Below are 25,898 nucleotides of genomic sequence, written 5' to 3'. Positions count from 1 at the left end.
GGGCGGAGGGGCGGACGGCCGACGAGGAGGCAACGGCCGGAGGGGGCATGGGCGAGGAGGTTCACGCGTCCGGTGAGGATCTCCCGGGCGGCGGCCGCCGGGTCGACACCGTCGCCGCCGTCGTCCGGCAGTGGCAGGCCGTGCACCCCGGGCTCGACACCGGGCCGATGGAGATCATCGGGCGGATCAACCGGTGCGCCGCTCTGCTGCAGCAGGCAGAGGACGCCCCGTTGAGACGGGCGGGGCTCAGCCGGCCCGAGTTCGATCTGCTGGGTGCGCTGCGTCGTACCGGGCACGAACTGACGCCCGGGGACCTGGCCAGGGAGACCTTCTCCTCGGGGGCCGCCGTCACCAAGCGCCTGAAGCAGCTGACCGAGCGCGGTCTGGTCGAACGGCGGGGCGACACCCGTGACCGCCGGGTCGTCCACCTCCGCCTCACGGACGCCGGGCGCGACCTCGTCGACGCGATCCTGCCCGTCCAGCTCGCCTACGAGACGGCCGTGCTGTCCGGCGTGGACGGCCCGGAGCAAGGTGAACTCGCCGCCTTGCTGGGGGAGTTGCTCAGCCAGCTGGAGGGGCGGCTCGGCGTCCTGCGGGCCTGACCGCCCACGAGCCGGGCAGTGGCGGTCCCGTCGGACAGGGTGTGACGACGCGAGGCCGGCTCAGGCCTCGTCGCCCGCCCGGTACACGCCGAAGACCGCCCCCTGCGGGTCCCGCAGCACCGCGATGCGCGGCCCGTCGGGCACCGAGGTGGGCACCATCAGCACCGTGCCGTGCTGCTGGACCACGGCGGTCGTGTCGTCCACGTCGGCCACCGCGAAGTACGGCAGCCAGTGCGCCGGCACCTCGGGCGGGAACTTGTCGTCCATCGTCACCATGCCGCCGAAGTCCGCGCCGCCGACGCCCCACTGGGTGTAGCGGTCCGACGGGGCGACCGTCCAGCCGAACACCCGCGGGTAGAAGGACACGGCCCCCTCCGGGTCCCGCGTCATCAGCTCCACCCAGCCCAGCGAACCGGGCGCGTTGAACAGCCCGGCGCCCGGGAAGGTCCCCGCCTGCCACAGCTGGAAGACGGCGCCGCCCGGATCGGCGGCCACCGCGAACCGCCCCATGTCGAACACGTCCGTCGGGCCGAACAGCAGTGCTCCGCCCGCTTCCGTCACCGCGCGGACGGTGGCGTCCGCGTCGGTCACCGCGAACGACACGTTCCACGCGACCGGCTGCGACGGCTGGTACAGCGGGGCGAGCGCGGCCACGGCCGCGTCTCCGAGATGTGCGACGGTGTAGCCGCCGGCCTCCTGACGCGCGTCCGCCTCGGGCCGCCAGCCGAACAGCCGCGTGTAGAACCGCCGGGCCGCTTCCAGGTCACTGGTCCCCAGCTCTGTCCAGCAGGGGCCGCCGGTCACCGGTGCGTCGAGCTTCATGGCGTTCCTTCCACGAGCGGCGGGGACGGGCCCCCGAGGGCCCCTCCAGCACGCTAAGCCGCCCGCGGGGCTCCCTGCCATCCGGGGAAACCCGGTGGTGTGCCGATGCGGCCCCGGCGTACGTCCCTGGAGACGGAGACACCGGGGACGACGGCCCCCACCTGCACGTACGTCGTCGCCGCGGCCCACCCGCCGCGTCACCGCGCTGACGACGAGGTCCCGCCCCGGCACGCCCGGAACGCCACACGCGCGCCGCCGGCCTCGCCGACGTCGGCGACCTGCGCATCGACCCGGCGGAGCACGGCACCGGCCCGGAGCGCCGGCCGCTCGCCCGGGCCGCGGACCGGCTGCGGCGGTGCGGCGTGGACCGGCTCGTCGCTTGCGAACCGGCCGACGGCAGTGCCATGACCGCCCTTCTGACCGGTGCGGGCCTTCGCTCACTCACCCGCGCCGGGCGGGGCCGGGAGCAAGGCCCGGGCCGGGGTCAGATGCCGGGCCGGTAGCGGATCGGATGGTCCGCGGGCACCTCCACCAGCACGATCGGCGTCCCCTCGGGATCCGCGATCCACATCTCGATCAGCCCCCAGGGTTCCTTCACCGGCGGCCGCACGATCTCCACGCCCCTCGCCCGCAGCTCCTCCCGCGCCGCCGCCACGTCGTCGACCTGCAGCCACAGCCGCACGGCGGGCACCGGGGGCGTGTCGGAGCGGCCCGAGACCTCCAGGAAGCCGCCGCCCAGGAAGAAGACCGTGCCGCGCTCCGGCCCGGTCCCGAACTCGCGGTACACGGCGAGGCCCAGCTGTTCGCCGTAGAAGGCGCGCGACCGCTCGGGGTCGGTGGGGCGGAGCAGGATCCGGCTGCCGAGTACATGCACCATGCAGCGGAGCCTAGTGGTGGCGTTACGCTCAACCCTGCCCAGCCTCGCCGCCGCAACGGAGACGTACGCCCATGGAGACCGCCGCCACCGAACTGACCTTCCGCGACGCCACCGACGCCGACGTGGACGAGCTGGTCGCGCTGATCGAGTCGGCGTACCGGGGCGACGACAGCAGGGCCGGGTGGACCACCGAGGCGGACATCCTCGAAGGGCAGCGCACCGACCCCGAGGGTGTGCTGGAGGTCATCGAGTCGCCCGACAGCCGGCTCCTCACGGTGGAGCGGGACGGCGGGATCGTCGCCTGCTGCCAGCTGGAGCACCAGGGCGAGAACGCCTACTTCGGGATGTTCGCCGTCAGCCCCCGGCTCCAGGGCGCGGGCCTCGGCAAGGTGATCATCGCGGAGGCGGAGCGGCAGGCCCGCGAAACCTGGGGCGTGCGGGAGATGCAGATGACCGTGATCTCCGTGCGCGACGACCTCATCGCCTGGTATGAGCGGCGCGGCTACCGCCGTACGGGACGGATGACACCGTTCCCGTACGGCGACGAACGCTTCGGCGTTCCGCAGCGCGACGACCTGAGGTTCGAGCTGCTCGTGAAGGAACTCGCGTAGTCACTAGGCCGTGAAACGGCCCGTGCGCTTGATGTCCGGGTGGTCGGTGGTCGCGCCGTCCAGGCCGAAGGCCCGGACGAGACGCAGCTGGTCCTGCGTGTTCACCACCCAGCCGATGATCCGCAGGTCGGCCTTGCGGGCCCGCTCCACGATCTCCAGGGTGAGCCGGCGGATGTTGAGGCAGACGGTCGCCGCGCCCGCCTCGACGGCCCGGTCCACGATGTCGGTGCCGTAGCGACTGGCGATCAGTGCGGTGCGCACACCCGGTACGAGTGGCTTGATCTCGGCGATCGCCTCGTCGTGGAACGAGGAGACCTCCACCCGGCCGGCCAGTCCGCGCCGGTTCATGACCTCAGCCAGGGCCCGTGCCGCCTGCGCGTCCTTGATCTCCGCCTGGAGCGGCGCCTGGACGGCCTCCAGCACCTCCTCGAAGACCGGCACCCGCTCGCCCCGGCCGGCGTCCAGGGCCCGCAGCTCGGCGAGGGTTTTCTCGGCGATCGGCCCGGTGCCGTCGGTCGTGCGGTCCACATCCGTGTCGTGCATGACGACGAGCGCGCCGTCCTTGCTCAGATGCAGATCGAGTTCGATGGCGTCGAGCCCCGCCTCCTGGGCGGCGACGAAGGACCGGAGGGTGTTCTCGGGCTCCACACCCATGACTCCGCGGTGACCGATGGTGAGGAAGTTCAAGACGCGACTCTCTTCCGTCGACAGGCGGCAGTGGGGGCCCGGCGGCCCCCCTGACCGTATCGCCTGGACCCGCCCTGTGCAGAGAGTGAGGGCATGGTCGCCGCACATCCGGGCAGAAGCGTGACCGGCAGGAAAAAGTGCGGTGAAGGGGAGGGTGAGGCAGGATAATTTCCCGGGTTCACCCTTGCTGGGAGGAACCTCGTGTGTATACGGTCTGCATACGTGAGATTCTCCCGTGGAAGGTGGGACATGACGGAAATTCTTGTGCAGGTGGGTTCGGAGGACGCTCTTCCTCCCGTGGCCAGGGTGGTGGAGCACCCGGCATGGCCCGTGCTCAAGGATGCCGTGGAGCGGATCCGGCCATGGCAGTCCAAGGACGGGTCGATCGACTTCGACGCCGAGGGCGCGCCCGACCCGGCCGACGCCGAGCTCGTGGTCCGCCAGGTCGCCGACGCCGTCCTGGAGCTCTCCCCGCTGCTCCCGCACGACGGCGCCTATCACGAGGCCCTGGTCAAGGACCTGACCCGGTGGGCCGACAGCGGCTTCCAGGTGCCCGACTTCCTCGACTCGCTGCTGGCCTTCCAGCCCGCCGCGAACCGCGCGGACGGCCTCCAGCACCTCGTCGTCTTCCCCATGTACACCCAGAACGGCAACCCCGACCGCAACCTCGAAGCGGTCGTGCTGCGCATGGTCTGGCCGGCCTGGCTGGCCGAGCTGGAGCGCACCCGCTACGACAACCCGCTGTTCTGCGGCATCAAGTTCGAGGACTTCACGGCCGGCTACGACACCAACTCGGCCGTCCTGTTCCCCGAGACCATCGCCGTGCGCGAGGCCCCGGAGCGCTTCACGTGGGGCGGCATCTTCTGCGACCGCGAGGCCGCCCGCTTCCGCCGCGTGACCGACGCCGCCGTCGACATCCTGGGCCTGGAGCTGCCCGAGGACATCGCCGCGATGGTCCACGACCAGAAGCGCTGCGAGGAGGCGTTCGTCCTGTGGGACATGGTCCACGACCGCACCCACAGCCACGGCGACCTGCCCTTCGACCCCTTCATGATCAAGCAGCGCCAGCCGTTCTGGATGTACGGCCTGGAGGAGCTGCGCTGCGACCTCACCGCCTTCAAGGAGGCCGTGAAGCTGTCGGCCGACGGCGTGCCGCAGGCCCGTGACGTGCAGGTCGCGGTCCTCTTCGACCGCATGTTCCGCTTCCCGGTCACCGGCGAGCGCGTGCGCAACTACGACGGCCTGGGCGGCCAGCTCCTCTTCGCGTACCTGCACAAGCACGACGTCGTCCGCTGGACCGACAACAGGCTCACCATCGACTGGGAGCGCGCCCCGCAGGTCACCAACCAACTGTGCGCCGAGATCGAGGACCTGTACCGCGACGGCATCGACCGCCCGAAGCTCGTCCACTGGTTCGCCGGCTACGAGCTTGTCTCCACCTACCTCTCCCCGCACCCGGGCTCCAAGTGGGCCAAGGGCCCCGAGGCCCTGGACACCACGCAGCCCCCGCGCAAACTCGTCGATGACGTGCTTCCGGACGAGTTTCCGCTGAGCATGTTCTATGAGGCACTCTCCAAGAAGCTGAAGAACGTGATCGCCTCCACCAAGGGCATCACGGCTGACAGCGCCGAGCGGATCGCCGCGTGAGCGATCGGCAGACCGGGAACACTGCTCAGGAGGCGAAGATCATGGGGAACGGGGCGCTCAGCGGTGCGGTGATCGCGGTGGCCGGAGCGGGCGGGCCCGCCGGCCGGGCCGCACTGCTCAGGCTGGCCGAAGCGGGAGCCACCGTCATCGGCTCGGACAACGATCCGGAGCGGCTGGTGGAGGCGGTGGACGCGGCGCGCTACGCGACCGGCGGCGCCACCGTCACCGGTGACACGGTCGATCTGCTGAACCTGGAGGCCACCCGCGACTGGGCCACTCGCATCGAGAAGGACTTCGGCCGTGTCGACGGGCTGGTCCACCTCGTCGGCGGCTGGCGCGGCAGCGAGACCTTCACCCGGACCAGCCTCGACGACTGGGACTTCCTGGAGATGCTGCTGGTCCGCACGGTGCAGCACACCTCCCTCGCCTTCCACGAGGCGTTGCAGCGCAGCGACCGCGGCCGGTACGTGCTCATCAGCGCCGCCGGTGCCAGCAAGCCCACCGCGGGCAACGCCGCGTACGCGGCCGGCAAGGCCGCGGCCGAGGCGTGGACGCTGGCCATGGCGGACTACTTCCGCAAGGCCGGGGGCGCCGAGGGGCCGACGTCGGCTGCCACGATCCTGGTGGTGAAGGCGCTGGTCCACGATGCGATGCGCGCCGACCGGCCCAACGCGAAGTTCGCGGGCTTCACGGACGTCAAGGACCTGGCCGAGGCCGTCACCGAGGTCTGGGAGAAGCCCGCCGCCGAAGTGAACGGAAACCGTCTGTGGCTCACCGAGAAGCCGTGAACCCGCCGAAGACCGACGCCCGCCGTCATCACGACCCCGAGGTCCGCGGCTTCGCCAGCGACAACTACGCCGGGGCCCACCCGGAGGTCCTCGCCGCCCTGGCCCTGGCCAACGGCGGGCACCAGGTCGCGTACGGCGAGGACGCCTACACCGACAACCTCCAGCAGGTCATCCGCAGCCACTTCGGGCCCACGGCCGAGGCGTTCCCGGTCTTCAACGGCACCGGCGCGAACGTCGTCGCGCTCCAGGCGGTCACCGACCGCTGGGGCGCGGTGATCTGCGCGGAGAGCGCGCACATCAACGTCGACGAGTGCGGGGCCCCGGAGCGGGTCGGCGGCCTGAAGCTGCTCACCGTCCCGGCGCCCGACGGCAAGCTCACGCCCGAGCTGATCGACCGGCAGGCGTACGGCTGGGACGACGAGCACCGGGCGATGCCGCAGGTCGTCTCCATCGCCCAGGCCACCGAACTGGGCACGGTCTACACACCGGAGGAGATACGCGCCCTCTGCGAGCACGCGCACGCGCACGGCATGAAGGTGCACCTGGACGGCTCGCGGCTGGCCAACGCCGCCGCCACCCTGAACGTCCCGATGCGCACACTCACCAACGCCGCCGGCGTCGACATCCTCTCCCTGGGCGGCACGAAGAACGGCGCCCTGTTCGGCGAGGCCGTCGTGGTCCTCAACCGGGACGCCGTGAGCCACATGAAGCACCTGCGCAAGCTGTCCATGCAGCTCGCCTCCAAGATGCGCTTCGTGTCGGTGCAGCTGGAAGCCCTGCTCGCCCGGGACCTGTGGCTGCGCAACGCCGGTCACGCCAACGAGATGGCCCAGCGGCTCGCCGAGGGCGTGCGGGCGGTGCACGGTGTGGAGATCCTCTACCCGGTGCAGGCCAACGCGGTCTTCGCCCGCCTGCCCCACGACGTGAGCGAGCGCCTCCAGAAGCGGTTCCGCTTCTACTTCTGGGACGAGGCCGCGGGTGACGTCCGCTGGATGTGCGCCTTCGACACGACCGAGGACGACGTGGACGCGTTCCTGGCAGCGCTGAAGGAGGAGATGGCCCGTTAGATGCATAGGTATGCGGCAGAGTGTAAGTCAATTGACGGTAGAGTGATCTCTCCCTACGCTCTGCCTGCATGCAGCTGATCCAGCAGACACCAGACCTCTCCGCCTACTTGGCCCCCGACGAGGTGGTCGACCATCACCATCCGCTCGTGCGCGAAACGGCGGCGAGGATCGCTGCCGGGGTGGTCGACTCGTATGAATATGCGCGGGCGGCTTTCGAGTTCGTACGCGACACCGTCCCGCACTCGCAGGACTCCGGTGATCTCCGCGTCACCTGGCGCGCCTCGGACGTCCTGGAGCAGCGCACCGGCATCTGCTATGCCAAGGCCCACGCGCTGGCCGCCCTGCTCCGGGCCGAGGACATCCCCACTGCCCTGTGCTACCAGAAACTGGACGTCGTGCACGGGCTGGTCGCCGTGCGGTTCAACGGCGCGTGGCATCGGCAGGATCCCCGGGGCAACAAGCCCGGTGTGGATGCCCAGTTCTCCCTCGATGGTGAGCGGCTGGCCTTCGCGCCCGATCCGGCGTCCAATGAAATGGACTATCCGGTCTTGTATGCTGCACCGCATCCGGTCGTGCTGGACGCCCTCACGGCAGCGCGCGACCGGCCGTACCTCTGGCAGACGCTCCCCACCGCACTCTGAGGCAAGGCGACCATGACGCTCACACTGACCGTGTCCGACGACGTACGCGCACTCGCCCCCGGTTTCACCCACGTCGCGATCGAGGCACACGGCCTGGTCAACGGGCCGAGCAGTGAGGCCAGTGCGGCCCTGCTGGACGACGCGGCGCGCCGGCTCGCCGTACGGCTGGACGGCCGCGCCCCGCACGAGGACCCGCACATGGCCGCATGGCGCGAGGCCTACACGGCGTTCGGCTCGAAGCCGTCCCGCACCCGGAACTCCGCGGAGGCGCTGGCCAGGCGGGCCCTGTCGGAGGCCGGGCTGCCCCGCATCAATTTGCTGGTCGACCTCTACAACGCCGTCTCCGTCGCCCATCTGATTCCCGTCGGCGGCGAGGACGCCGACCGCATCGAGGGCGGAATGCGCCTGACCCGTGCCACGGGGGAGGAGGACTTCGTGACCGTCGTCGGGGGCGAGGAGACCTTCGAGCACCCCGACGCGGGCGAAGTCGTGTGGCGGGACGACGCGGGCGTGACCTGCCGCCGCTGGAACTGGCGCCAGGGCCCGCGCACCCGGCTCACCGAGCGCACGACGTCCGGCATCTTCCTGCTGGAGAGCCTGGCACCCATGCCGGTCGCCGAGGTGACGGAGGCCGCCGCGGAACTCGCCGAGCTGCTGGCGAAGTTCAGCCCGGGAGCGGACATCGCCGTCCGCGCTCCGGAGCCCTCCGGCTGAGTTCCGGCAGGGCGGGTGTCAGTGCGCCTCGGCTGCCCGCACCTGCTCAGGCGTCGGGGCCGTGCCGCCGAGGTGGGCCGGCATCCACCAGGTGTCGTCCGGGCCCTTCGGGCGGACCGGGTAGGCGCGCTGGGCGGCCTCGAGGAGTTCCTGCACGCGTTCGCGCAGCTGGCGGGTGATGGCGCCCGCGTACTTGTCGCGGGAGGCCTCGATCGCCTCGCCCACCCGGATCGTGACGGGGATGTGGCTGCGCTTGAAGTTGCGCGGGTGCCCCTTGGTCCACAGCCGCTGGGTGCCCCACACCGCCATCGGGATCAGCGGGACGCCGGCCTCCTGGGCCAGGCGCGCGGCGCCCGACTTGAAGCTCTTCAGCGTGAACGACTGCGAGATGGTCGCCTCCGGGAAGACCCCGATGATCTCGCCCGACCGCAGCGAGTCCAGGGCGTGCGCGTAGGCTGCCTCGCCCTGCTTGCGGTCCACGGGGATGTGCTTCATCCCGCGCATCAGCGGACCGGAGATGCGGTGCCGGAAGACGGACTCCTTCGCCATGAAACGCACGAGACGTTTCTGCGGCAGCGCCGCCAGGCCGTCGAAGACGAAGTCCAGGTAGCTGATGTGATTGCTCACCAGCACGGCGCCGCCCGAGCGCGGGATGTTCTCCGAACCCTGGAGGTCGATCTTGAGGTCCCACACCTTGAACAGCGTGCGGGCGAAACCGACGACGGGACGGTAGACGAGCTCTGCCATGGGCGGGCCGGCCCCTTCCTGCTCTGCCTGGGAAGGGATTCCCAGTGGAAAGTTACGCAGCCGTAGGTTTTACGGCTTGTCGCAGATCGTGCCCCAAGAACGGCCGGGTAGCCAGTCCCCGTGCCCGTCGGCGGCGAGATTCTCGTCACGTCGTCCGCCGGTTCCCACCTCGTGCTTTTGCGCGCCCATTACCCCGCGCGGACCGCCGCCCGCCGCACGAGCAGGTACAACTCGCACCCCAGGCAGTACCCGAACGCAGCATTGAGGAAGGCGGCGGCGAGCGCGGCGCCGGTCGCCGCGAGTCCCAGCCAGCCGGGGCCCAGGGTGTAGCCGACGAGCCCGAGTCCGGCGAAAAGCAACCCCACCACCTGGGCGAAACGCGGCGGTTCGGGTGCTTCGAACTCCTTTGGCGGGCCGAGCCGCGGCCGTACGGCCTTGGCGAACAGCAGGCCGTACGGGGAGCGTCCGGCCCCGCCCGCCGCGCCGAGCAGGAACGCCAGCGTCTGCCAGGCCAGCAGCCAGGCGCTCCCCGTGACCAGAACGACCGCCAGCACGGCGGCCGTGACGGCCGCGCCGAAACGCGGCCCTCTCACATCGATGTCCATAGGAACCAATCATTCCGCAGGACGGCCGGGTGGCGGGGCCGGGAATCTTTGCGGTCTCGTGAACGCTTGCAGCAGGTGATGACCGGACTGGTGGTGTGCGTGGTGGTGCTCGTGGCGGCGAGCGCCTACGGAGTGCTGCAACGGCGGCGGAGCGGGAGAGTGCGGGTGCGCGGGCGTGACGACGGCAAGCGGCTCGATGCGGCGGACCTGGGCGCGGAGCTCGGCGAGCGGGCCACGCTCGTGCAGTTCTCCAGCGCGTTCTGCGCGCCCTGCCGGGCGACCCGGCGGGTCCTCGGCGAGGTCGCCGGTGTGGTCCCGGGCGTGGTCCACGTCGAGATCGACGCCGAGGCCCACCTGGACCTCGTACGGCGGCTGGAGATCCTCAAGACCCCGACCGTGCTGGTCCTGGACGCCGACGGCCGGGTGGTGCGCAGGGCCACCGGGCAGCCGCGCAAGGCCGACGTGATCGCCGCGCTGGGGGAGGCGGTGTGACCGGTGTGACGCCGTCCGTGAGTCATCTCCCACATCACGGAACCAACTTGACTGTGCGTACCAGTTATCGTCAGCCTGACCCCATGCCTGCGGACCTCCTCGCCACACCCGACCTCCTGCGCTCGGTCTTCCGGCGGCACGCGGCTGGTGTCGCCGTCGTCACCGCTCGTGGCGAGGCGGGCCCGGTGGGCTTCACCGCGACCTCCCTGGCGTCCGTCTCCGCCGAACCTCCGCTGCTGTCCTTCGGGATCGGCACCGACGCCTCCAGTTGGCCCGCGATCGCGACGGCGGACCACGTCGGCGTCCACATCCTCGGTGAGCACCAGCGGGAGCTGGCCGTCACCTTCGCCCGCAGCGGCGCCGACCGCTTCGGCCCGCCCACAGCCTGGCGGGATGGGCCCGAGGGCGTTCCGGTCCTGGACGGCGTGCTCGCCTGGCTGGTGGGCCGGGTCGTCGCGCGCGTGCCCGCCGGGGACCACCGGATCGTGCTCGCCGAGGTCGTGCACGGCGACCCCACGGGCACCGGTCGTCCACTCCTCTATCACCAGGGACGTTTCCAGCGTCTGGGCGACTGAGCGGGACGTCCCCCGTGCTGCGTGACCGTCGAGTTCCGGTTACGCTGCGTTGCGAAGGTCACAGTTCAAAGCGCTTGCTTAGCGGGAACGAACTGGGTGTACTGACGAGTAATATTTCGCTCGGGGCGTGGGTCGCCCCGACCGGGATCGGACGCTAGAGGCGCCTATGCTGCCTGCAAGTAGGCAGCATGGAAATGACGATGCAGTAGGAGAGCCGGCGTGAGCTTGAGGATCGTTGTCACTGTGAAGTACGTGCCCGACGCCACTGGCGACCGGCACTTCGCCGATGACCTGACCGTCGACCGGGACGACGTGGACGGTCTGCTCTCCGAGCTCGACGAGTACGCGGTCGAGCAGGCGCTGCAGATCTCCGAGAACGCAGGCGACGACGTGGAGATCACCGTTTTGACGGTGGGTCCCGAGGACGCCAAGGACGCCCTGCGCAAGGCGCTGTCCATGGGCGCGGACAAGGCGATCCACGTCGAGGACGACGACATCCACGGCACCGACGCCATCGGCACCTCCCTGGTCCTGGCCAAGGCGATCGAGAAGGCCGGCTACGACCTGGTCATCTCCGGTATGGCTTCCACCGACGGCACCATGGGCGTCGTGCCCGCGCTGCTCGCCGAGCGTCTGGGTGTGCCGCAGGTGACCCTGCTGTCCGAGGTCTCCGTCGAGGACGGCACGGTCAAGGGCCGCCGCGACGGTGACGCCGCCTCCGAGAGCCTCGAGGCCTCCCTCCCGGCGGTCGTGTCCGTGACCGACCAGTCGGGCGAGGCCCGTTACCCGTCCTTCAAGGGCATCATGGCCGCCAAGAAGAAGCCGGTTCAGTCCTGGGACCTGTCCGACCTGGACCTGGAGGCGGAGGAGGTCGGCCTCGAGGGTGCCTACACCACGGTCGACGGCGCGACCGAGCGTCCGGCCCGCACCGCGGGCACGATCGTCAAGGACGAGGGCGAGGGCGGCAAGCAGCTCGCTGAGTTCCTCGCGGGCCAGAAGTTCATCTAGGCCCGACGCAGTCGCTGTCCGTCCCTCATCTTTCGCAAGCAGGAGAGAAGAAGTCCCATGGCTGAAGTTCTCGTCTACGTCGACCACGTGGACGGCGCCGTCCGCAAGCCCACCCTTGAGCTGCTGACCCTGGCCCGCCGCGTCGGCGAGCCGGTCGCCGTCGCGCTGGGCAACGGCGCCGGTGACACCGCCGCCACGCTCGCCGAGCACGGCGCGGTCAAGGTCCTCACCCACGAGGCCTCCGAGTACGCCGACTACCTGGTCGTACCGAAGGTCGACGCCCTCCAGGCCGCCGTCGAGGCCGTGTCCCCGGCCGCCGTGCTGGTGCCGTCCTCCGCCGAGGGCAAGGAGATCGCCGCCCGTCTGGCGCTGCGTCTGGGCTCCGGCATCATCACCGACGCCGTCGACCTCGAGGCCGGCGACTCCGGTCCCGTGGCCACCCAGTCGGTGTTCGCCGCTTCTTTCACCACCAAGTCCCGTGTCTCCAAGGGCACGCCGGTCATCACGGTCAAGCCCAACAGCGCCGCCGTCGAGGCCGCCTCGGCCGCAGGCGCGGTCGAGGCCCTGTCTGTGACCTTCTCCGCGCAGGCCACCGGCACCAAGGTCACCGGCCGCACCCCGCGTGAGTCGACGGGCCGTCCGGAGCTGACCGAGGCCGCGATCGTGGTCTCCGGTGGCCGTGGCGTCAACGGCGCGGAGAACTTCGGACTCATCGAGGCGCTCGCCGACTCCCTCGGCGCGGCTGTCGGTGCCTCGCGTGCCGCGGTGGACGCCGGCTGGTACCCGCACACCAACCAGGTCGGCCAGACCGGCAAGTCGGTCTCGCCGCAGCTGTACATCGCCAACGGCATCTCCGGCGCGATCCAGCACCGTGCCGGCATGCAGACCTCGAAGACGATCGTGGCGGTCAACAAGGACGCCGAGGCCCCGATCTTCGACCTCGTCGACTACGGCGTCGTCGGCGACCTCTTCGACGTCGTCCCCGCCCTGACCGAGGAGATCAAGACCCGCAAGGGCTGATCGACCCGCCTGAGGAGGGCCCCCGTGACCGCGCGAACGGTCACGGGGGCCTCTTCTCATCCCAGGGTCATCGAGGCCTGCACCGGCAGATGATCGCTCGGATACGTCCCGTCCACGCTGAAGGTGTTCATCCCGGCCCGGTGCGTGGTCACCCCGGGCGTGGTGAGGATCCAGTCGATGCGCCGCCCGCCGGGTCTGAGCCTCCGGTACCCGTGGTGCGTGCCGTACGCCGGACTCCGCGAGGCCGCCGCGTCCCAGGCGTCCACCAGCCCGATGTCCAGCATGAGGTCGTACACCCGGTTGTCGTGGGCGGCAGCGTTGAAGTCGCCGGTGACGATGACCGGTAACGACCGGTCCCACCCGGCGATCGTCTCGCCGATGAGCCCCGCCGAGCGTTCCCGGGCGTACTGGCTGACGCTGTCCAGATGGGTGTTGAGGACGTAGAACTCCCGGCCGCCGTCGGCGAGATCGGCGAAACGGACCCAGGTCACCATGCGCAGCCAGTCCGCGCCCCAGGTGTTCGAGGCGATCGTGTTCGGGGTGTCGGACAGCCAGAAGTGATCGAACTCCAGCGGGTCGAGTCTGCGCGTGTCGTAGAAGATCGCCATGAACTCGTCCTTGCTGCCGCCCCCGCGTCCGGTGCCGATCCAGTCGTAGTGCCCGCCGAGATCCGTCTCGATCATGCGCACCTGCTGGTAGAGCCCTTCCTGGATGCCGATGACGTGTGGCCGCTCGCGGCGCAGCAGTTCTCGCATCACCGGTCGGCGCACGGCCCAGCGCGGTGTCTTGTCGACGACGGTCGCGAAGCGCACGTTGAACGTCATGACGTTCAGGGCGCCCGGGTGCTCGCCGGCGGAAGCGGGCTGTGTGGGGCCCGCGGTGGTGAGCAGCGGTCCTGTGATGGCGGCGGCCGCCGCCGCCTTGAGCCCGTGGCGGCGCGTCACTCCGGCCTCGTTCGGCACGTGATCTCCCTCCCCTTGCACGTCAGGATGAAGCTTGCCCTCTGAATACGGAAGATGAGAGCGGGTCTGCGGTGACCGGGCGTGAAGGATGGGCAATCGCACCTCAAGACGGTGTTGACCAGGTCGAAGGTCGGCCGATAACTTCGCTCTACGGATTGTTGATTCCGTACAGCGGAAAAACAGGAGGGTCTCGGAATGGGTCAGGGCCAGCAGGAGAAGGTGGCGACCAGCCTCGCGGGCGCCGTCAGCGAGGAGATCAGCGCCTCCCTCGCGCCGGTCGACGCGGAGCTGGAGCGCCGCTACCCCGGGGACCCCGGTACCCGCCAGCCCGTCCACACCGTCTACGTGCCCGGCGACGCCTTCGCCGCCGACACCGTCCGCTCCTGGGGCGACCGGGCGCTGGCCGCCCTCGACGAACACGCGCCCGACGCCGCGTCCTTCGCCGCCGTCCTCGGCATCGCCGAGGAGCTCGCCGAGCCCGTCCACGCGCGCGTGCGCGCCAAGCTGGAACGCGAGCCGATCGAGGACCTGCGCGTCGACTTCGAGGACGGCTACGGCAACCGCCCCGACGCCGAGGAGGACACGGCCGCCGCCCGCGCCGCCAGGATCGTCGCCGAGGCCTACGCAGAAGGCACAGCCGCCCCGTACATGGGCATCCGCATGAAATGCATGGAAGCGCCGGTCCGCGCCCGGGGCATCCGCACCCTCGACATCTTCCTCACCGGCCTGATGGAGGCCGGCGGCCTGCCCGGCGGGCTGGTGCTCACCCTGCCCAAGGTGACGTACGCCGAGCAGGTCACCGCCATGGCGCGGCTGCTGGACGCCTTCGAGAAGACCCACGGCCTCGAACCCGGCCGGATCGGCTTCGAGATCCAGATCGAGACCAGCCAGTCCATCCTCGGCGCCGACGGCACCGCCACCGTAGCCCGCATGATCCAGGCCGCCGAGGGCCGCGCCACCGGCCTGCACTACGGCACCTTCGACTACAGCGCCTGCCTCGGCGTCTCAGCCGCCCATCAGGCGAGCGACCACCCCGCCGCGGACCACGCCAAGGCCGTCATGCAGGTCGCGGCGGCCGGTACCGGCGTACGCGTCTCGGACGGCTCGACGAACGTCCTGCCGGTCGGCCCGACCGCGAAGGTCCACGCCGCCTGGCGCCTGCACTACGGCCTGACCCGCCGCGCCCTAGCCCGCGCCTACTACCAGGGCTGGGACATGCACCCCGGCCACACCCCCCCCCGCTACGCGGCCGTCTTCGCCTTCTACCGCGAGGGCTTCGAGCAGGCCGCCGCCCGCCTGTCCCGCTACGCCAACCGCACCGGCGGCGACGTCATGGACGAACCGGCAACCGCCAAGGCCCTCAGCGGCTACCTGCTGCGCGGCCTGGACTGCGGCGCCCTGGACAACGGCGAGGTCGCCCGCCTGGCCGGCCTGACCCGGGCGGACCTGGAGTCCTTCGCGGCACCCCGGCGCGGGGACCTGACGGCATCCGCCTGACACCGTCCGCACGGCGGACCGGCCGGCGCGTACCGGCCCTGTCACAGCCGTCATCGCGGCCGTCGCCATCACCGCTGCCCCCTATTCTGTACGCCACGCACTGACGGTGTCGGGCCGTCAGCGCACAGGGCGGGGTCACACAGGAACGGGGCAGCGGTGTCAACGGGGGAGCACGGGCGGGCGGACGGGGCCGGACGGCTGCTGGCCGGTCGCTACCGCGTCACGGCGGCGTTGGGGCGCGGCGGCATGGGAGTCGTCTGGAAGGCCGTCGACGAGGTCCTCGGCCGTGAGGTCGCGGTCAAGGAACTGCGCACCTACACCGACGCGGCCGGTCCCGAACTGGCGGATCTGCAGCTGCGGATGCGGCGCGAGGCGCGCGCGGCGGCCCGGGTGCGCCACCCCGGCGTCATCTCCGTGCACGACATCGCCCAGGTCGACGGCCGCCCGATCATCGTCATGGAACTGGTCGACGGGCCGTCCCTGGACGACGTCCTGCGCGAGAGCGGCCCGCTGGACCCGGGCGAGGCCGCCGGGATCGGCGCGAAGGTCATGGACGCCCTGGCCGCCGCCCACCGCGCGGGTGTCCTGCACCGGGACGTGAAGCCGGGCAACATCCTGCTCGACCGCTCGGGCCGGGTCGTCCTCACCGACTTCGGCATCGCCACGATGGACGATCCCGGGGACGGTTCGGCCACGCATCTCACCCGCAGCGGCGAACTCGTCGGCTCCCTCGACTACCTCTCCCCGGAGCGCGCGCAGGGCGCCGACCCGGGCCCCGCCTCCGACATCTGGGCCCTGGGCGCCACGCTGTACGCGGCCGTCGAGGGTTCCTCGCCCTTCCGACGCACGTCCACGTTCTCCACGCTCACCGCGATCGTCACCGAGCCGCTGCCGGAGTCCCGCCGCGCCGGCTCCCTCGCGCCCGTCCTCCAGCGGCTCATGGACAAGCGGCCCGAGTCCCGCCCTGAGGCCGGCCAGGCCCGCGAACTGCTCCAGGCGGTCGCTGACACGGGCGGCGCGGACACGCCGACCTCTTCTCTGCGCGGCCCCGCGGCCCCGCCCCGCGCGCGGCGACGCAGCGCAGCGTCCCCTCGGTACCGCCCGGGTTCGGGCCCCCGCAGCAGGGCCCGGCCATACCTCACGAGGGCGTGAACGCGCCGGGCTTCGGCACGGCAGCCGCGTTCGGAGCCGCAGGGGCGGCGGGGACCGCGGGCGACGGCGGCCGGGAGCCCGCCGTTCCCGGCCACCCCATGCCGCAAGGCCACCTGACGCCGCAAGGCCACCCGACGCCGCAAGGCATCGGCCCGCAGGGCCCTGAACCCGGTCATGCCCCGCCGACGGGCCCCGGCGCCGGCCCTCAGGGCTCCGGTCCGGCCGATCCCGGCGGCACCACTCCCGGCGTTTCCGCCACCGCTACTCCCGGCGTTTCCGCCGCCACCACCTCCGGCGTCTCCGCCGCCACCACTCCCGTGAACGCAGACCGCACCGCGCCCCGGCGCAAGGCACGCGTGCTGCTCGCCGCCGTGGCCGTCGCCGTCGTGCTCGCCGCCGCCGGGACCACGGTCGCGCTGCTCGGCGACTCGGGCGGCTCCGCCGGCAAGGAGACCGCCGCACGGGCCGGCACCGCCGGTGCGGGCGCCGGGCCCTCCGAGCCCGGCGGCGCGGACGACGGCTCCAGCGCCCCGAGATCCACGCAACAGGCCGACGACAAGGGCAAGGCCCCGTCCGGGAAGCCCGATGCCGCCAAGGACCCCGAGCCCACCGGCCGGGCGACCACCTCCGCCCCCGCCGAGTCCACCGACGGCGCCACCAGCGGAGAGGTACCGGGCGGCGCCGCCTCCGCGGACCCGACCACCCAGGCCCCGGTCTGCCACCCCATCGGCGGCGGCAAGTACAACTGCCAGGTCTGGAAGACCGCCGACTCCTACACCGCCTCCGGCACCAAGGCCGGGATCCTCAAAGCGGGCACCAACTACTTCTACTGCCAGCAGAACCTGGGCCGCCGCGAGACCTCCGGGGAGTGGACCAACGTCTGGTGGGCGAAGACCGACGACGACAGCGGCAACACGAACGTCTGGGTCAGCGACGTCTACGTCAAGGGCGGTGACAACGACGCGCCGGTCCCCGGGCTTCCGCTCTGCTGAGCGCGTGCCGAGGCTGCCACGTACCGTTCGAGACCGGAGGCCGTCACCAGCTTCTCCTCGATGAACAGCCGGGTGCCCCGCTCGCACAGCCGCCGGTCCCCGCGGGCCCGCGCGCAGAACTCCTCGGGTACGACACCGAACAGCTCCCGCAGGCGCGGCAGCCCGACGAGCAGCTCCGCCAGCAGCTCCCGCTCGCCCGGGTGCGTGCGCGGAGTGCCCGTGCCGTCGTGCAGGACACCGTGCCGGTTGACGTAGGCGTACGCCCCGGGCAGACGTGTGCCGTCCGCGAGGTCGATCCGGACGTCGGGCGAGGGCAGCCAGGCCCGGTCGAAGTTGCCGCCCGGCAGCGGCACGCCCTCGCTCGCGTCGATCACCGCGAGCTGCTCGGCGTCGAGCCACAGGACGAACAGCTCGCGCACGGTGTCCGGGGCGCCGACCGGCGAGGCCGACACGTACCCCATGCGGCTCACGTGCGCCGAGACGCCGGCGTCGACGCCCGTCACACGGGCCTTGGCCATCGGCAGCGGCGACCCGATCCCGCACTCCGTCATCTTGTGCCTGAGCTGCCCCGGGCAGCCGTTGGAGCCGATGGCGACGACCGGCGTGCGGTCCTCGTACACCAGCCGCTCCAGTGGCAGGAAGCGGTCCCCGTCGAGGAGCCCGGAATCCGACGGCCACGCGCCCGGATACAGCAGCGGGTGCTCGCGAGGCGCCTCGTGCAGGCCCAGGGCTCGCAGCGTGCGATCGGTGGCGTCGTCCATCGGCCGCTCAGTCCGCCGGGGGGATCTCGCCCGAGCCGCGGGTGATCAGCCGGGTCGGCAGCTCGATGCGCTCGGGGGTGACCAGGAGGCCGTCCAGCTGCCGGAAGAGACGTTCCGCCGCGGTGCGGCCGAGGTCCGCCGCGTCCTGGGCGACGACCGTGACGCCCGGCTGGAGCAGGTCGGCGAGTTCGATGTCGTCGAAGCCGACCAGGGCGACCCGGCGGGACTGCTCGGCGAGCACGCGGATCACGGTGACCGTCACCCGGTTGTTGCCGGCGAAGACCGCCGTGACCGGGTCGGGGCCGGTCAGCATGGACTCGGCCGCCCTGCGCACCCGCTCGGGGTCGGTGACGCCGAGGGACATCCAGGAGCCCGCCACCGGTATGCCCGCGTCCTCCATCGCGGCGCGGTAGCCGCGCAGCCGCTCGGCGGCGGTGTGGATGCGGGGCATGTCGCCGATGAAGCCGATCCGGCGGTGCCCGTGCGCGATGAGGTGGGCGACACCGTCGCGGGCCCCGCCGTAGTTGTCCGACAGGACCACGTCGGCGTCGATGTGCCCGGCGGGCCGGTCCACGAACACCGTGGCGACACCCGCCTTGAGCTCGGGCTCCAGATAACGGTGGTCGTCCCCGGCCGGGATCACCACCAGCCCGTCGACCCGCCGCGCGCACAGGGCCAGCACCAGCTCCTGCTCGCGCTCGGGGTCCTCGGCGCTGGAGCCGTTGATCAGCAGGGCACCGTGCGCGCGGGCCACCTCCTCGACCGACCGGCTCAGCGGTCCGTAGAACGGGTCCGCGAGGTCCTCCAGGACCAGGCCGATGCTCGCCGTGCGGCCCTTGCGCAGCACCCGCGCGCTGTCGTTGCGGCGGAAGCCGAGGGCGTCGATCGCCTCCTGGACCCGCCGTTCCGTCTCCGGGGTGACCCCCGGTTCCCCGTTCACGACGCGGGAGACCGTCTTGAGGCCTACTCCGGCGCGTGCGGCTACGTCCTTCATGGTCGGCCGGGTGCCGTAGCGCGCTGCGGATCGGAGGGGAGTAGGGGCCACGGTGTCCAGTCCTGTCCTGTCGTCCACGGGGGTGCTTCGGTCCTGGGTTTGTATGAGGATGTGGCGTCGAGCATAGAGCCTGGACAACGTTGTCAGGCTCGGGGGAGACTGTCCACCGCAATCTCCGGCCCCACGCAACCTCGCGGGACCGGACCGCTGCTTGCCCTGCTTGACGGCCGTTCTCGGCGTTTTTCTCATGCCCGACGGGGAGATCCGACTCTGATGCACACCGACCTCGTGGCCGCGCTCGACATCGGCGGCACAAAGATCGCCGGCGCTCTGGTGGACGGCCACGGCCGGATCCTGGCCCGCGCCCAGCGGCCGACGCCCGCCCGGGAGGACGGCGACACCGTGATGCGAGCCGTGGAGGAGGTGCTGGGCGAGCTGACCGCGTCGCCGCTGTGGGGGCGTGCCACGGCGGTCGGGGTCGGCAGCGCCGGTCCGGTGGACGCCTGCGCGGGCACGGTGAGCCCGGTGAACGTGCCCGGCTGGCGCGACTTCCCGCTCGTCGCCCGGGTGCGGGCCGCCGCGGGGCACCTGCCCGTCGAGCTGATCGGCGACGGTGTGGCGATCACGGCGGCAGAACACTGGCAGGGCGCCGCCCGTGGCCACGACAACGCGCTGTGCATGGTCGTCTCCACCGGCGTCGGCGGCGGCCTCGTGCTCGGCGGCCGGCTGCACCCCGGGCCCACCGGCAACGCGGGCCACATCGGTCACATCAGCGTGGACCTCGACGGCGATCCGTGCCCGTGCGGCTCACGCGGCTGTGTGGAGCGCATCGCGAGCGGTCCCAACATCGCCCGGCGCGCCCTGGAGAACGGCTGGCGGCCCGGCCCCGACGGCGACACATCGGCCGCCGCCGTGGCGGCCGCCGCCCGTTCCGGCGATCCGGTCGCCGTCGCCTCCTTCGAGCGGGCCGCCCAGGCCCTGGCCGCCGGGATCGCGGCCACCGCGACGCTCGTGGAGATCGACATCGCCGTGATCGGCGGGGGAGTGGGCAAGGCGGGCGACGTCCTCTTCGAGCCCTTGCGTAAGGCGCTGAGCGCCTACGCGACGCTGTCCTTCGTCCGCCACCTGACGGTGGCACCGGCGCAGATGGGCACCGACGCCGGGCTGGTGGGCGCGGCGGCGGCGGCACTGGCCAAGCGCACGGACGCGGCGGCGGCCGGGGTGTGAGACCGGTTCGGCCGATCGGGCAGGAACGTTCAGCCTGCAAGGGCGTGATGCGGAGGGGTGCTGACGCGACGGTGCTCCCGGGGTGATACGGACCGATCCGTTCCGTATAGCCGGAAATCAGCCGCACGTGCGTGCGATGTGGCACGATCACGCTTGTGAGCAGCAGACCCGCCTCCGCACAGCACCTGCGTGACCTCGCCCGGCTGCGCCGTGTCAAGGACCGCATCGACCGGGAGTACGCGAAGCCTCTGGACGTGGAGGCGCTCGCCCGGGGCGTGCACATGTCGGCGGGGCACCTGAGCCGCGAGTTCCGGCAGGCGTACGGGGAGTCGCCGTACAGCTACCTCATGACGCGGCGCATCGAGCGCGCCATGGCGCTGCTGCGCCGGGGCGACCTCAGCGTCACCGAGGTGTGCTTCGAGGTGGGCTGCGCATCGCTGGGCACCTTCAGCACCCGTTTCACCGAGCTGGTCGGCATGCCGCCCAGTGCCTACGGCGGGAGGCGGCGCGCGCGACGGCGGGCATTCCGTCGTGCGTGTCGAAGCAGGTGACCAGACCGGTCAGGAATCGAGAAGCGCCCGCCGCGAGCCGAAACTAGCGTGATGGCCATGGACCTCCACATTCACGCCAGCTTCCTTCCGCACGACGACCCGGACGCCGCCCTGGCGTTCTACCGCGACACCCTCGGCTTCGAAGTCAGGAACGACGTCGGATACGAGGGCATGCGCTGGATCACGGTCGGCCCCGTCGGCCAGCCCGGCACGAACATCGTGCTGCACCCGCCGGCCGCCGACCCCGGCATCACCGACGACGAGCGCCGCACCATCACCGAGTTGATGGCCAAGGGCACCTACGCCGGCATCGTCCTGGCCACCACCGACGTCGACGGCACCTTCGAGCGGGTGCAGGCGGGCGACGCCGAGGTGGTCCAGGAGCCGGTGGACCAGCCCTACGGCGTCCGCGACTGCGCCTTCCGCGACCCCGCGGGCAACATGGTCCGCATCCAGCAGGTGAAGGCGCCGTAGCAGCCCCACAGAACGACGCGTCACCCAGCGGGAGCCCCGTACGGCCGTGCAGTTGCTCCGGCTCCCGCATCCCCCGCGCCGCCCCTCGGGACCGGCGCGGGGCCCGAGATCGCCCGAACGCGGCAGCGCCGCCCGGCAGATGGAGACACCATGAGCAAGGCCACGACGACGGACAAACAGTCGCCCGGGCCGCACGTTGCCGACAGCCATGACGTGATCCGCGTGCACGGCGCGCGCGAGAACAACCTCAGGGACGTCAGCATCGAGATCCCCAAGCGCCGGCTCACGGTGTTCACCGGCGTCTCCGGGTCGGGCAAGAGCTCGCTGGTGTTCGACACGATCGCGGCGGAGTCGCAGCGGCTGATCAACGAGACCTACAGCGCCTTCCTGCAGGGCTTCATGCCGAACCTGGCCCGGCCCGAGGTCGACGTACTGGACGGGCTGACGACCGCGATCGCCGTCGACCAGCAGCGCATGGGTTCCGACCCCCGCTCCACCGTCGGCACCGCCACCGACGCCAACGCCATGCTGCGGATCCTCTTCAGCCGGCTCGGCACGCCCCACATCGGCCCGCCCGGCGCGTTCTCCTTCAACACCGCCTCGGTCTCGGCGAGCGGTGGGTTCACGGTGGACCGCGGTAGCGACAAGACCAGGACCGAGAAGGTGTCCTTCAGCCGCACCGGCGGCATGTGCACGCACTGCGAGGGCCGGGGCACCGTCTCCGACATCGACCTCACCCAGCTCTACGACGACTTCAAGTCGCTCTCCGAGGACCCGTTCACGATCCCCACCTACACCGGGGGCGGCTGGGTGGTGCGGGTCATCGCCGAGTCGGGCTTCTTCGACAAGGACAAGCCGATCCGGAAGTACACCAAGAAGGAGCGGCACGACTTCCTGTACCGCGAGCCGACCAAGGTGAAGATCAGCGGTGTCAACCTCACCTACGAGGGGCTGATCCCGAAGATCCAGAAGACCTTCCTCTCCAAGGACCGCGAGTCGATGCAGCCGCACATCCGGGCCTTCGTGGACCGGGCGGTCACCTTCAGCCGGTGCCCCGAGTGCGACGGCACCCGGCTCAGCGAGCTGGCCCGCTCCTCGAAGATCGGCAAGGTGAACATCGCCGACGCCTGCGCGATGGAGATCCGCGACCTGGCGGAGTGGGTCCGGGGGCTTCAGGAGCCGTCGGTGGCGCCGCTGCTGACCAAGCTCCAGCACACCCTCGACTCGTTCGTGGAGATCGGCCTCGGCTACCTCTCGCTCGACCGGGCCTCGGGCACGCTCTCCGGCGGCGAGGCGCAGCGCACCAAGATGATCCGCCACCTCGGGTCCTCGCTCACGGACGTCACCTACGTCTTCGACGAGCCGTCCATCGGCCTGCACCCCCATGACATCCAGCGGATGAACAACCTGCTCCTGCGCCTGCGCGACAAGGGCAACACCGTGCTGGTCGTCGAGCACAAGCCGGAGACGATCGCCATCGCCGACCATGTCGTGGACCTCGGCCCCGGTGCCGGCACGGCGGGCGGCACCGTCTGCTTCGAGGGAACTCTGGAGGGGCTGCGCCGCAGCGACACCGTCACCGGCCGTCACCTCGACGACCGGGCCAAGATCAAGGCGACGGTCCGCAAGCCCACCGGCGCCCTGGAGGTGCGGGGCGCCTCGGCGAACAACCTGCACAGCGTCGACGTCGACATCCCGCTGGGCGTCCTCACCGTCGTGACCGGCGTCGCCGGCTCCGGCAAGAGCTCGCTCGTGCACGGCTCGATGGCCCGGCAAGCAGGGGCCGAGGGCGTGGTGGCGATCGACCAGACCCCGATCCGCGGCTCCCGGCGCAGCAACCCGGCGACGTACACCGGGCTGGCCGACCCCATCCGCAAGGCCTTCGCCAAGGCCAACGGGGTGAAGCCGGCGCTCTTCAGCGCCAACTCGGAGGGAGCCTGCCCCACCTGCAACGGCGCCGGTGTCATCTACACCGACCTGGCGATCATGCAGAGTGTCGCCACGCCCTGCGAGGAGTGCGAGGGCCGGCGGTTCGAGGCGTCGGTGCTGGAGTACCGCCTCGGCGGCCGCGACATCAGCGAGGTGCTGGCGATGCCGGTGACCGAGGCCGAGGCGTTCTTCGGCAGCGGCGAGGCCCGCACTCCGGCCGCGCACAAGATCCTGGAGCGGCTCGCGGACGTCGGGCTCGGCTACCTCACCCTCGGACAGCCGCTCACCACGCTGTCCGGCGGCGAGCGGCAGCGGCTCAAGCTGGCCACGCACATGGGCGAGAAGGGCGGCGTGTACGTCCTCGACGAGCCGACCACCGGCCTCCACCTGGCGGACGTGGAGCAGTTGCTCGGCCTGCTCGACCGGCTCGTCGACTCGGGCAAGTCGGTCATCGTGATCGAGCACCACCAGGCGGTCATGGCGCACGCCGACTGGATCATCGACCTTGGCCCCGGCGCGGGTCACGACGGCGGCCGGATCGTCTTCGAGGGCACCCCGGCCGACCTCGTCGAGGCTCGCTCCACTCTGACCGGGGAGCATCTGGCGGCCTACGTGGGCGCCTGACCCGGGAAGGAACCGAGCCGCCGGTGGATCCCCGCACCGGCGGCTTCCCCCTGTCCCTGCGGCAGCCGTGGAGGGCGGGCTGAACGGCCCATCCCGGCGCGCGGCCGGGGCCGTCCCCGCGCACTCTGGTGCCATGGCGTCCGAGAAGCCCGTCGTGGTCTACCCGCCCGCCGCGGACGGCGGCCGGCGGGTGCGTGTGGACGACCAGTTCCTCGGCATCGCCTACGGGCCCCTCGACGTCGCGGAGTTCCTGCGGCGAGCCGGGATCGAGGACGCGGACGCGGCGTACGTGGCGGCCACGGGGCTGATCGAGTGGCGCGGCGGCGGGCCCGGGACGTGGGCGGCCGACCGGGACGGCGACTCCGCGTGAAGCCCGCTTCGCCCGGTCGTACACGGTTGCGTGACCCCGGAGCGGGTCCGGCAGTTGAATCGGGCATGAAGAAGCGCAGCATGCTCGCCATCGCCTCCCTCGCCACCGGGTTCGTCGTCGCGGCGGTCACCCCGTCCCACGCCCTCGGGGACAGCCTCGGCACCCTGAGCGTCGACGACACCCTCAAGACCCTCGACGAGACCGTCGCCAAGGACAGCCTGTCCCTGGACGGGGAGGACGGCGCCCAGGCGAAGAAGAAGGGCTGACGACCCGCACGGCCCCGCGGCCACGGCGCCGTCGCTCCCGCCGGAGGGGGGCGACGGCGCCGTCGTCATATGCGCCCTCAACTGCGGCTGGTTTCCGTGGCAGGGTGGAGCGGGCAAGCCTCAGGGGGCCAACAGAAGAGGGGGACCTGTGACCGTCGTCTGGATCAACGGCGCGTTCGGTGCGGGGAAGACCACCACCGCACGGGAACTGATCGAACTGATCCCGAACAGCACGCTCTTCGACCCGGAGGTCGTCGGCGGCGCGCTCGCCCACCTGCTGCCACCCAAACACCTCGCCGAGGCCGGCGACTTCCAGGACCTGCCGATCTGGCGACGGCTGGTGATCGACACGGCGGCCGCGATGCTCGCCGAGCTCGGCGGGACCCTCGTCGTCCCCATGACCCTGCTGCGCCAGGAGTACCGCGACGAGATCTTCGGGGGCCTGGCCGCCCGCAGGATTCCGGTCAGCCACATCCTGCTCGCTCCGGCCGAAACGATACTGCGGGAGCGGATAGCGAGCCGTGAGGTCCCTCGGGACCTGCCCGACGGCGACCTGCGAATACGCCAGTGGTCCTTCGACCACATCGAGCCGTACCGGGCCGCCCTCGTCTCCTGGCTCACCGCCGACGCCCACCCGGTCGACACCAGCGACCTCACGCCGTACGAGACGGCGGTCCGGATCGCCGAGGCCGTCTCCAGCGGTTCCGTGCCCGTCTGCGACATCGTGCAGACGCCCGAGCCCACCGCTGAGACCGTCGCCGCCGGAGTGCTCCTCTTCGACGAGCAGGGCCGGGTGCTGCTCGTCGACCCCACGTACAAGGCCGGGTGGGAGTTTCCCGGCGGCGTCGTCGAGCCCGGTGAGGCGCCCGCACGTGCCGGGATGCGGGAGGTCGCCGAGGAGACCGGCATCAGCCTCGACAGGGTGCCGGGCCTGCTCGTCGTCGACTGGGAGCGCCCCGCGCCCCCCGGCTACGGCGGTCTGCGGCTCCTCTTCGACGGCGGCCTCCTCGATTCCGCGGAGGCGGGGCGGCTGCTGCTGCCCGGCCCGGAGCTGCGCGCCTGGCGCTTCGTCACCGAGGAGGAGGCCGCAGAGCTGCTGCCTCCGGTGCGCTACGAGCGGCTGCGCTGGGCCCTGAGGGCACGCGAACGCGGAGCGGCGCTCTATCTGGAGGCCGGGGTACCGGTCGACTGACGTG

26 protein-coding genes and 2 pseudogenes are annotated in these 25,898 nt (G+C 71.6%); 20 read left to right on the top strand and 8 right to left on the bottom strand.

The window, feature by feature from the left end:
• Positions 1-47: 47 nt before the first annotated feature.
• Entirely contained in the window at positions 48-602 is a 555-nt protein-coding gene (locus C1J00_RS13375; protein ID WP_102909267.1) for a MarR family winged helix-turn-helix transcriptional regulator, read from the top strand.
• A gap of 60 nt (positions 603-662) precedes the next feature.
• Here C1J00_RS13375 and C1J00_RS13370 read toward each other — a convergent pair whose 3' ends face one another.
• The gene (locus C1J00_RS13370; protein ID WP_102909266.1) at positions 663-1,424 is read right to left on the bottom strand and encodes a VOC family protein; all 762 of its coding nucleotides are present in this window, start codon (positions 1,422-1,424) and stop codon (positions 663-665) included.
• A gap of 484 nt (positions 1,425-1,908) precedes the next feature.
• Positions 1,909-2,301 carry a VOC family protein gene (locus C1J00_RS13365; RefSeq protein WP_102909265.1) on the bottom strand — a complete coding sequence of 131 codons (393 nt, stop codon included), beginning with the start codon at positions 2,299-2,301 and terminating at the stop codon, positions 1,909-1,911.
• Positions 2,302-2,372: 71 nt separating this feature from the next.
• Here C1J00_RS13365 and C1J00_RS13360 point away from each other — a divergent pair, with 71 nt between their 5' ends.
• Entirely contained in the window at positions 2,373-2,912 is a 540-nt protein-coding gene (locus tag C1J00_RS13360; RefSeq protein WP_102909264.1) for a GNAT family N-acetyltransferase, read from the top strand.
• Between the two features lie 3 nt (positions 2,913-2,915).
• On the opposite strand, the gene C1J00_RS13355 is transcribed toward C1J00_RS13360, so the two are convergent.
• A complete protein-coding gene (locus C1J00_RS13355) occupies positions 2,916-3,599 on the bottom strand; it encodes a glycerophosphodiester phosphodiesterase (protein WP_102909263.1) in 684 nt (227 codons plus the stop codon).
• Positions 3,600-3,848: 249 nt separating this feature from the next.
• Here C1J00_RS13355 and C1J00_RS13350 point away from each other — a divergent pair, with 249 nt between their 5' ends.
• From C1J00_RS13350 to C1J00_RS13330, 5 genes are all read left to right on the top strand, one after another.
• Positions 3,849-5,246, top strand: coding sequence for a DUF6421 family protein (locus C1J00_RS13350; protein ID WP_102909262.1), 1,398 nt, complete (start codon positions 3,849-3,851; stop codon positions 5,244-5,246).
• 41 nt (positions 5,247-5,287) lie between these two features.
• Positions 5,288-6,034, top strand: a complete 747-nt coding sequence (locus C1J00_RS13345) for an SDR family NAD(P)-dependent oxidoreductase (protein WP_102909261.1) — start codon at positions 5,288-5,290, stop codon at positions 6,032-6,034.
• Entirely contained in the window at positions 6,031-7,101 is a 1,071-nt protein-coding gene (locus C1J00_RS13340; protein WP_102909260.1) for a threonine aldolase family protein, read from the top strand. The genes C1J00_RS13345 and C1J00_RS13340 overlap by 4 nt, the downstream gene beginning before the upstream one ends.
• Before the next feature lie 68 nt (positions 7,102-7,169).
• Complete coding sequence (locus C1J00_RS13335) at positions 7,170-7,742, top strand: transglutaminase domain-containing protein (protein ID WP_102909259.1); 573 nt, start codon at positions 7,170-7,172, stop codon at positions 7,740-7,742.
• A gap of 12 nt (positions 7,743-7,754) precedes the next feature.
• Positions 7,755-8,456: a B3/B4 domain-containing protein gene (locus tag C1J00_RS13330; protein ID WP_102909258.1), complete on the top strand. Its 702-nt coding sequence runs from the start codon at positions 7,755-7,757 to the stop codon at positions 8,454-8,456.
• An 18-nt stretch (positions 8,457-8,474) separates the two neighbouring features.
• Here C1J00_RS13330 and C1J00_RS13325 read toward each other — a convergent pair whose 3' ends face one another.
• Positions 8,475-9,203: a lysophospholipid acyltransferase family protein gene (locus tag C1J00_RS13325; protein ID WP_102909257.1), complete on the bottom strand. Its 729-nt coding sequence runs from the start codon at positions 9,201-9,203 to the stop codon at positions 8,475-8,477.
• 188 nt (positions 9,204-9,391) lie between these two features.
• On the bottom strand, positions 9,392-9,808 hold the full coding sequence (locus C1J00_RS13320; protein WP_102909256.1) for a DUF4395 domain-containing protein: 417 nt from the start codon (positions 9,806-9,808) through the stop codon (positions 9,392-9,394).
• Between the two features lie 78 nt (positions 9,809-9,886).
• Between C1J00_RS13320 and C1J00_RS13315 the strand changes: the two genes are divergently transcribed.
• The 4 genes from C1J00_RS13315 (at position 9,887) to C1J00_RS13300 (ending at position 12,903) form a co-directional block, all read left to right on the top strand.
• A complete protein-coding gene (locus C1J00_RS13315; protein ID WP_102909255.1) occupies positions 9,887-10,300 on the top strand; it encodes a thioredoxin family protein in 414 nt (137 codons plus the stop codon).
• Positions 10,301-10,383: 83 nt separating this feature from the next.
• Positions 10,384-10,875, top strand: a complete 492-nt coding sequence (locus C1J00_RS13310) for a flavin reductase family protein (protein WP_102909254.1) — start codon at positions 10,384-10,386, stop codon at positions 10,873-10,875.
• A gap of 219 nt (positions 10,876-11,094) precedes the next feature.
• Positions 11,095-11,883 (top strand): electron transfer flavoprotein subunit beta/FixA family protein, encoded by a 789-nt coding sequence (locus tag C1J00_RS13305; protein WP_102909253.1) that lies wholly within the window; start codon positions 11,095-11,097, stop codon positions 11,881-11,883.
• 57 nt (positions 11,884-11,940) lie between these two features.
• Entirely contained in the window at positions 11,941-12,903 is a 963-nt protein-coding gene (locus tag C1J00_RS13300; RefSeq protein ID WP_102909252.1) for an electron transfer flavoprotein subunit alpha/FixB family protein, read from the top strand.
• A 56-nt stretch (positions 12,904-12,959) separates the two neighbouring features.
• Here the strand turns inward: C1J00_RS13300 and C1J00_RS13295 are convergent, their stop codons facing one another.
• Complete coding sequence (locus C1J00_RS13295) at positions 12,960-13,865, bottom strand: endonuclease/exonuclease/phosphatase family protein (protein ID WP_102909251.1); 906 nt, start codon at positions 13,863-13,865, stop codon at positions 12,960-12,962.
• Positions 13,866-14,060: 195 nt separating this feature from the next.
• Here C1J00_RS13295 and C1J00_RS13290 point away from each other — a divergent pair, with 195 nt between their 5' ends.
• On the top strand, positions 14,061-15,362 hold the full coding sequence (locus C1J00_RS13290; RefSeq protein WP_102909250.1) for a DUF6986 family protein: 1,302 nt from the start codon (positions 14,061-14,063) through the stop codon (positions 15,360-15,362).
• Between the two features lie 156 nt (positions 15,363-15,518).
• A pseudogene (locus C1J00_RS13285) lies at positions 15,519-17,506 on the top strand (serine/threonine-protein kinase).
• Here C1J00_RS13285 and C1J00_RS13280 read toward each other — a convergent pair.
• Complete coding sequence (locus C1J00_RS13280) at positions 17,452-18,267, bottom strand: hypothetical protein (RefSeq protein ID WP_102909249.1); 816 nt, start codon at positions 18,265-18,267, stop codon at positions 17,452-17,454. The pseudogene C1J00_RS13285 and the gene C1J00_RS13280 overlap by 55 nt on opposite strands.
• A gap of 7 nt (positions 18,268-18,274) precedes the next feature.
• A complete protein-coding gene (locus C1J00_RS13275) occupies positions 18,275-19,339 on the bottom strand; it encodes a LacI family DNA-binding transcriptional regulator (RefSeq protein ID WP_439333400.1) in 1,065 nt (354 codons plus the stop codon).
• Between the two features lie 195 nt (positions 19,340-19,534).
• Between C1J00_RS13275 and C1J00_RS13270 the strand changes: the two genes are divergently transcribed.
• The 7 genes and pseudogenes from C1J00_RS13270 (at position 19,535) to C1J00_RS13240 (ending at position 25,894) form a co-directional block, all read left to right on the top strand.
• Positions 19,535-20,488: an ROK family protein gene (locus C1J00_RS13270; RefSeq protein ID WP_102909248.1), complete on the top strand. Its 954-nt coding sequence runs from the start codon at positions 19,535-19,537 to the stop codon at positions 20,486-20,488.
• A gap of 155 nt (positions 20,489-20,643) precedes the next feature.
• Positions 20,644-21,086, top strand: a pseudogene (locus C1J00_RS13265) (helix-turn-helix transcriptional regulator).
• A 10-nt stretch (positions 21,087-21,096) separates the two neighbouring features.
• A complete protein-coding gene (locus C1J00_RS13260) occupies positions 21,097-21,513 on the top strand; it encodes a VOC family protein (RefSeq protein WP_102909268.1) in 417 nt (138 codons plus the stop codon).
• A gap of 150 nt (positions 21,514-21,663) precedes the next feature.
• The gene (locus tag C1J00_RS13255) at positions 21,664-24,066 is read left to right on the top strand and encodes an ATP-binding cassette domain-containing protein (RefSeq protein WP_102909247.1); all 2,403 of its coding nucleotides are present in this window, start codon (positions 21,664-21,666) and stop codon (positions 24,064-24,066) included.
• A 133-nt stretch (positions 24,067-24,199) separates the two neighbouring features.
• Positions 24,200-24,436 carry a hypothetical protein gene (locus tag C1J00_RS13250; RefSeq protein WP_102909246.1) on the top strand — a complete coding sequence of 79 codons (237 nt, stop codon included), beginning with the start codon at positions 24,200-24,202 and terminating at the stop codon, positions 24,434-24,436.
• Positions 24,437-24,501: 65 nt separating this feature from the next.
• Entirely contained in the window at positions 24,502-24,702 is a 201-nt protein-coding gene (locus C1J00_RS13245) for a hypothetical protein (RefSeq protein WP_102909245.1), read from the top strand.
• Between the two features lie 148 nt (positions 24,703-24,850).
• Complete coding sequence (locus C1J00_RS13240; protein WP_102909244.1) at positions 24,851-25,894, top strand: NUDIX hydrolase; 1,044 nt, start codon at positions 24,851-24,853, stop codon at positions 25,892-25,894.
• The last annotated feature ends 4 nt before the right edge of the window (positions 25,895-25,898 follow it).

Origin of the sequence: Streptomyces cahuitamycinicus (assembly GCF_002891435.1) — a bacterium.
GTDB lineage: Bacteria > Actinomycetota > Actinomycetes > Streptomycetales > Streptomycetaceae > Streptomyces > Streptomyces cahuitamycinicus.
The sequence above is the reverse complement of the archived record's forward strand: the minus strand, read 5'-3'. Positions and strand labels throughout refer to the sequence as shown.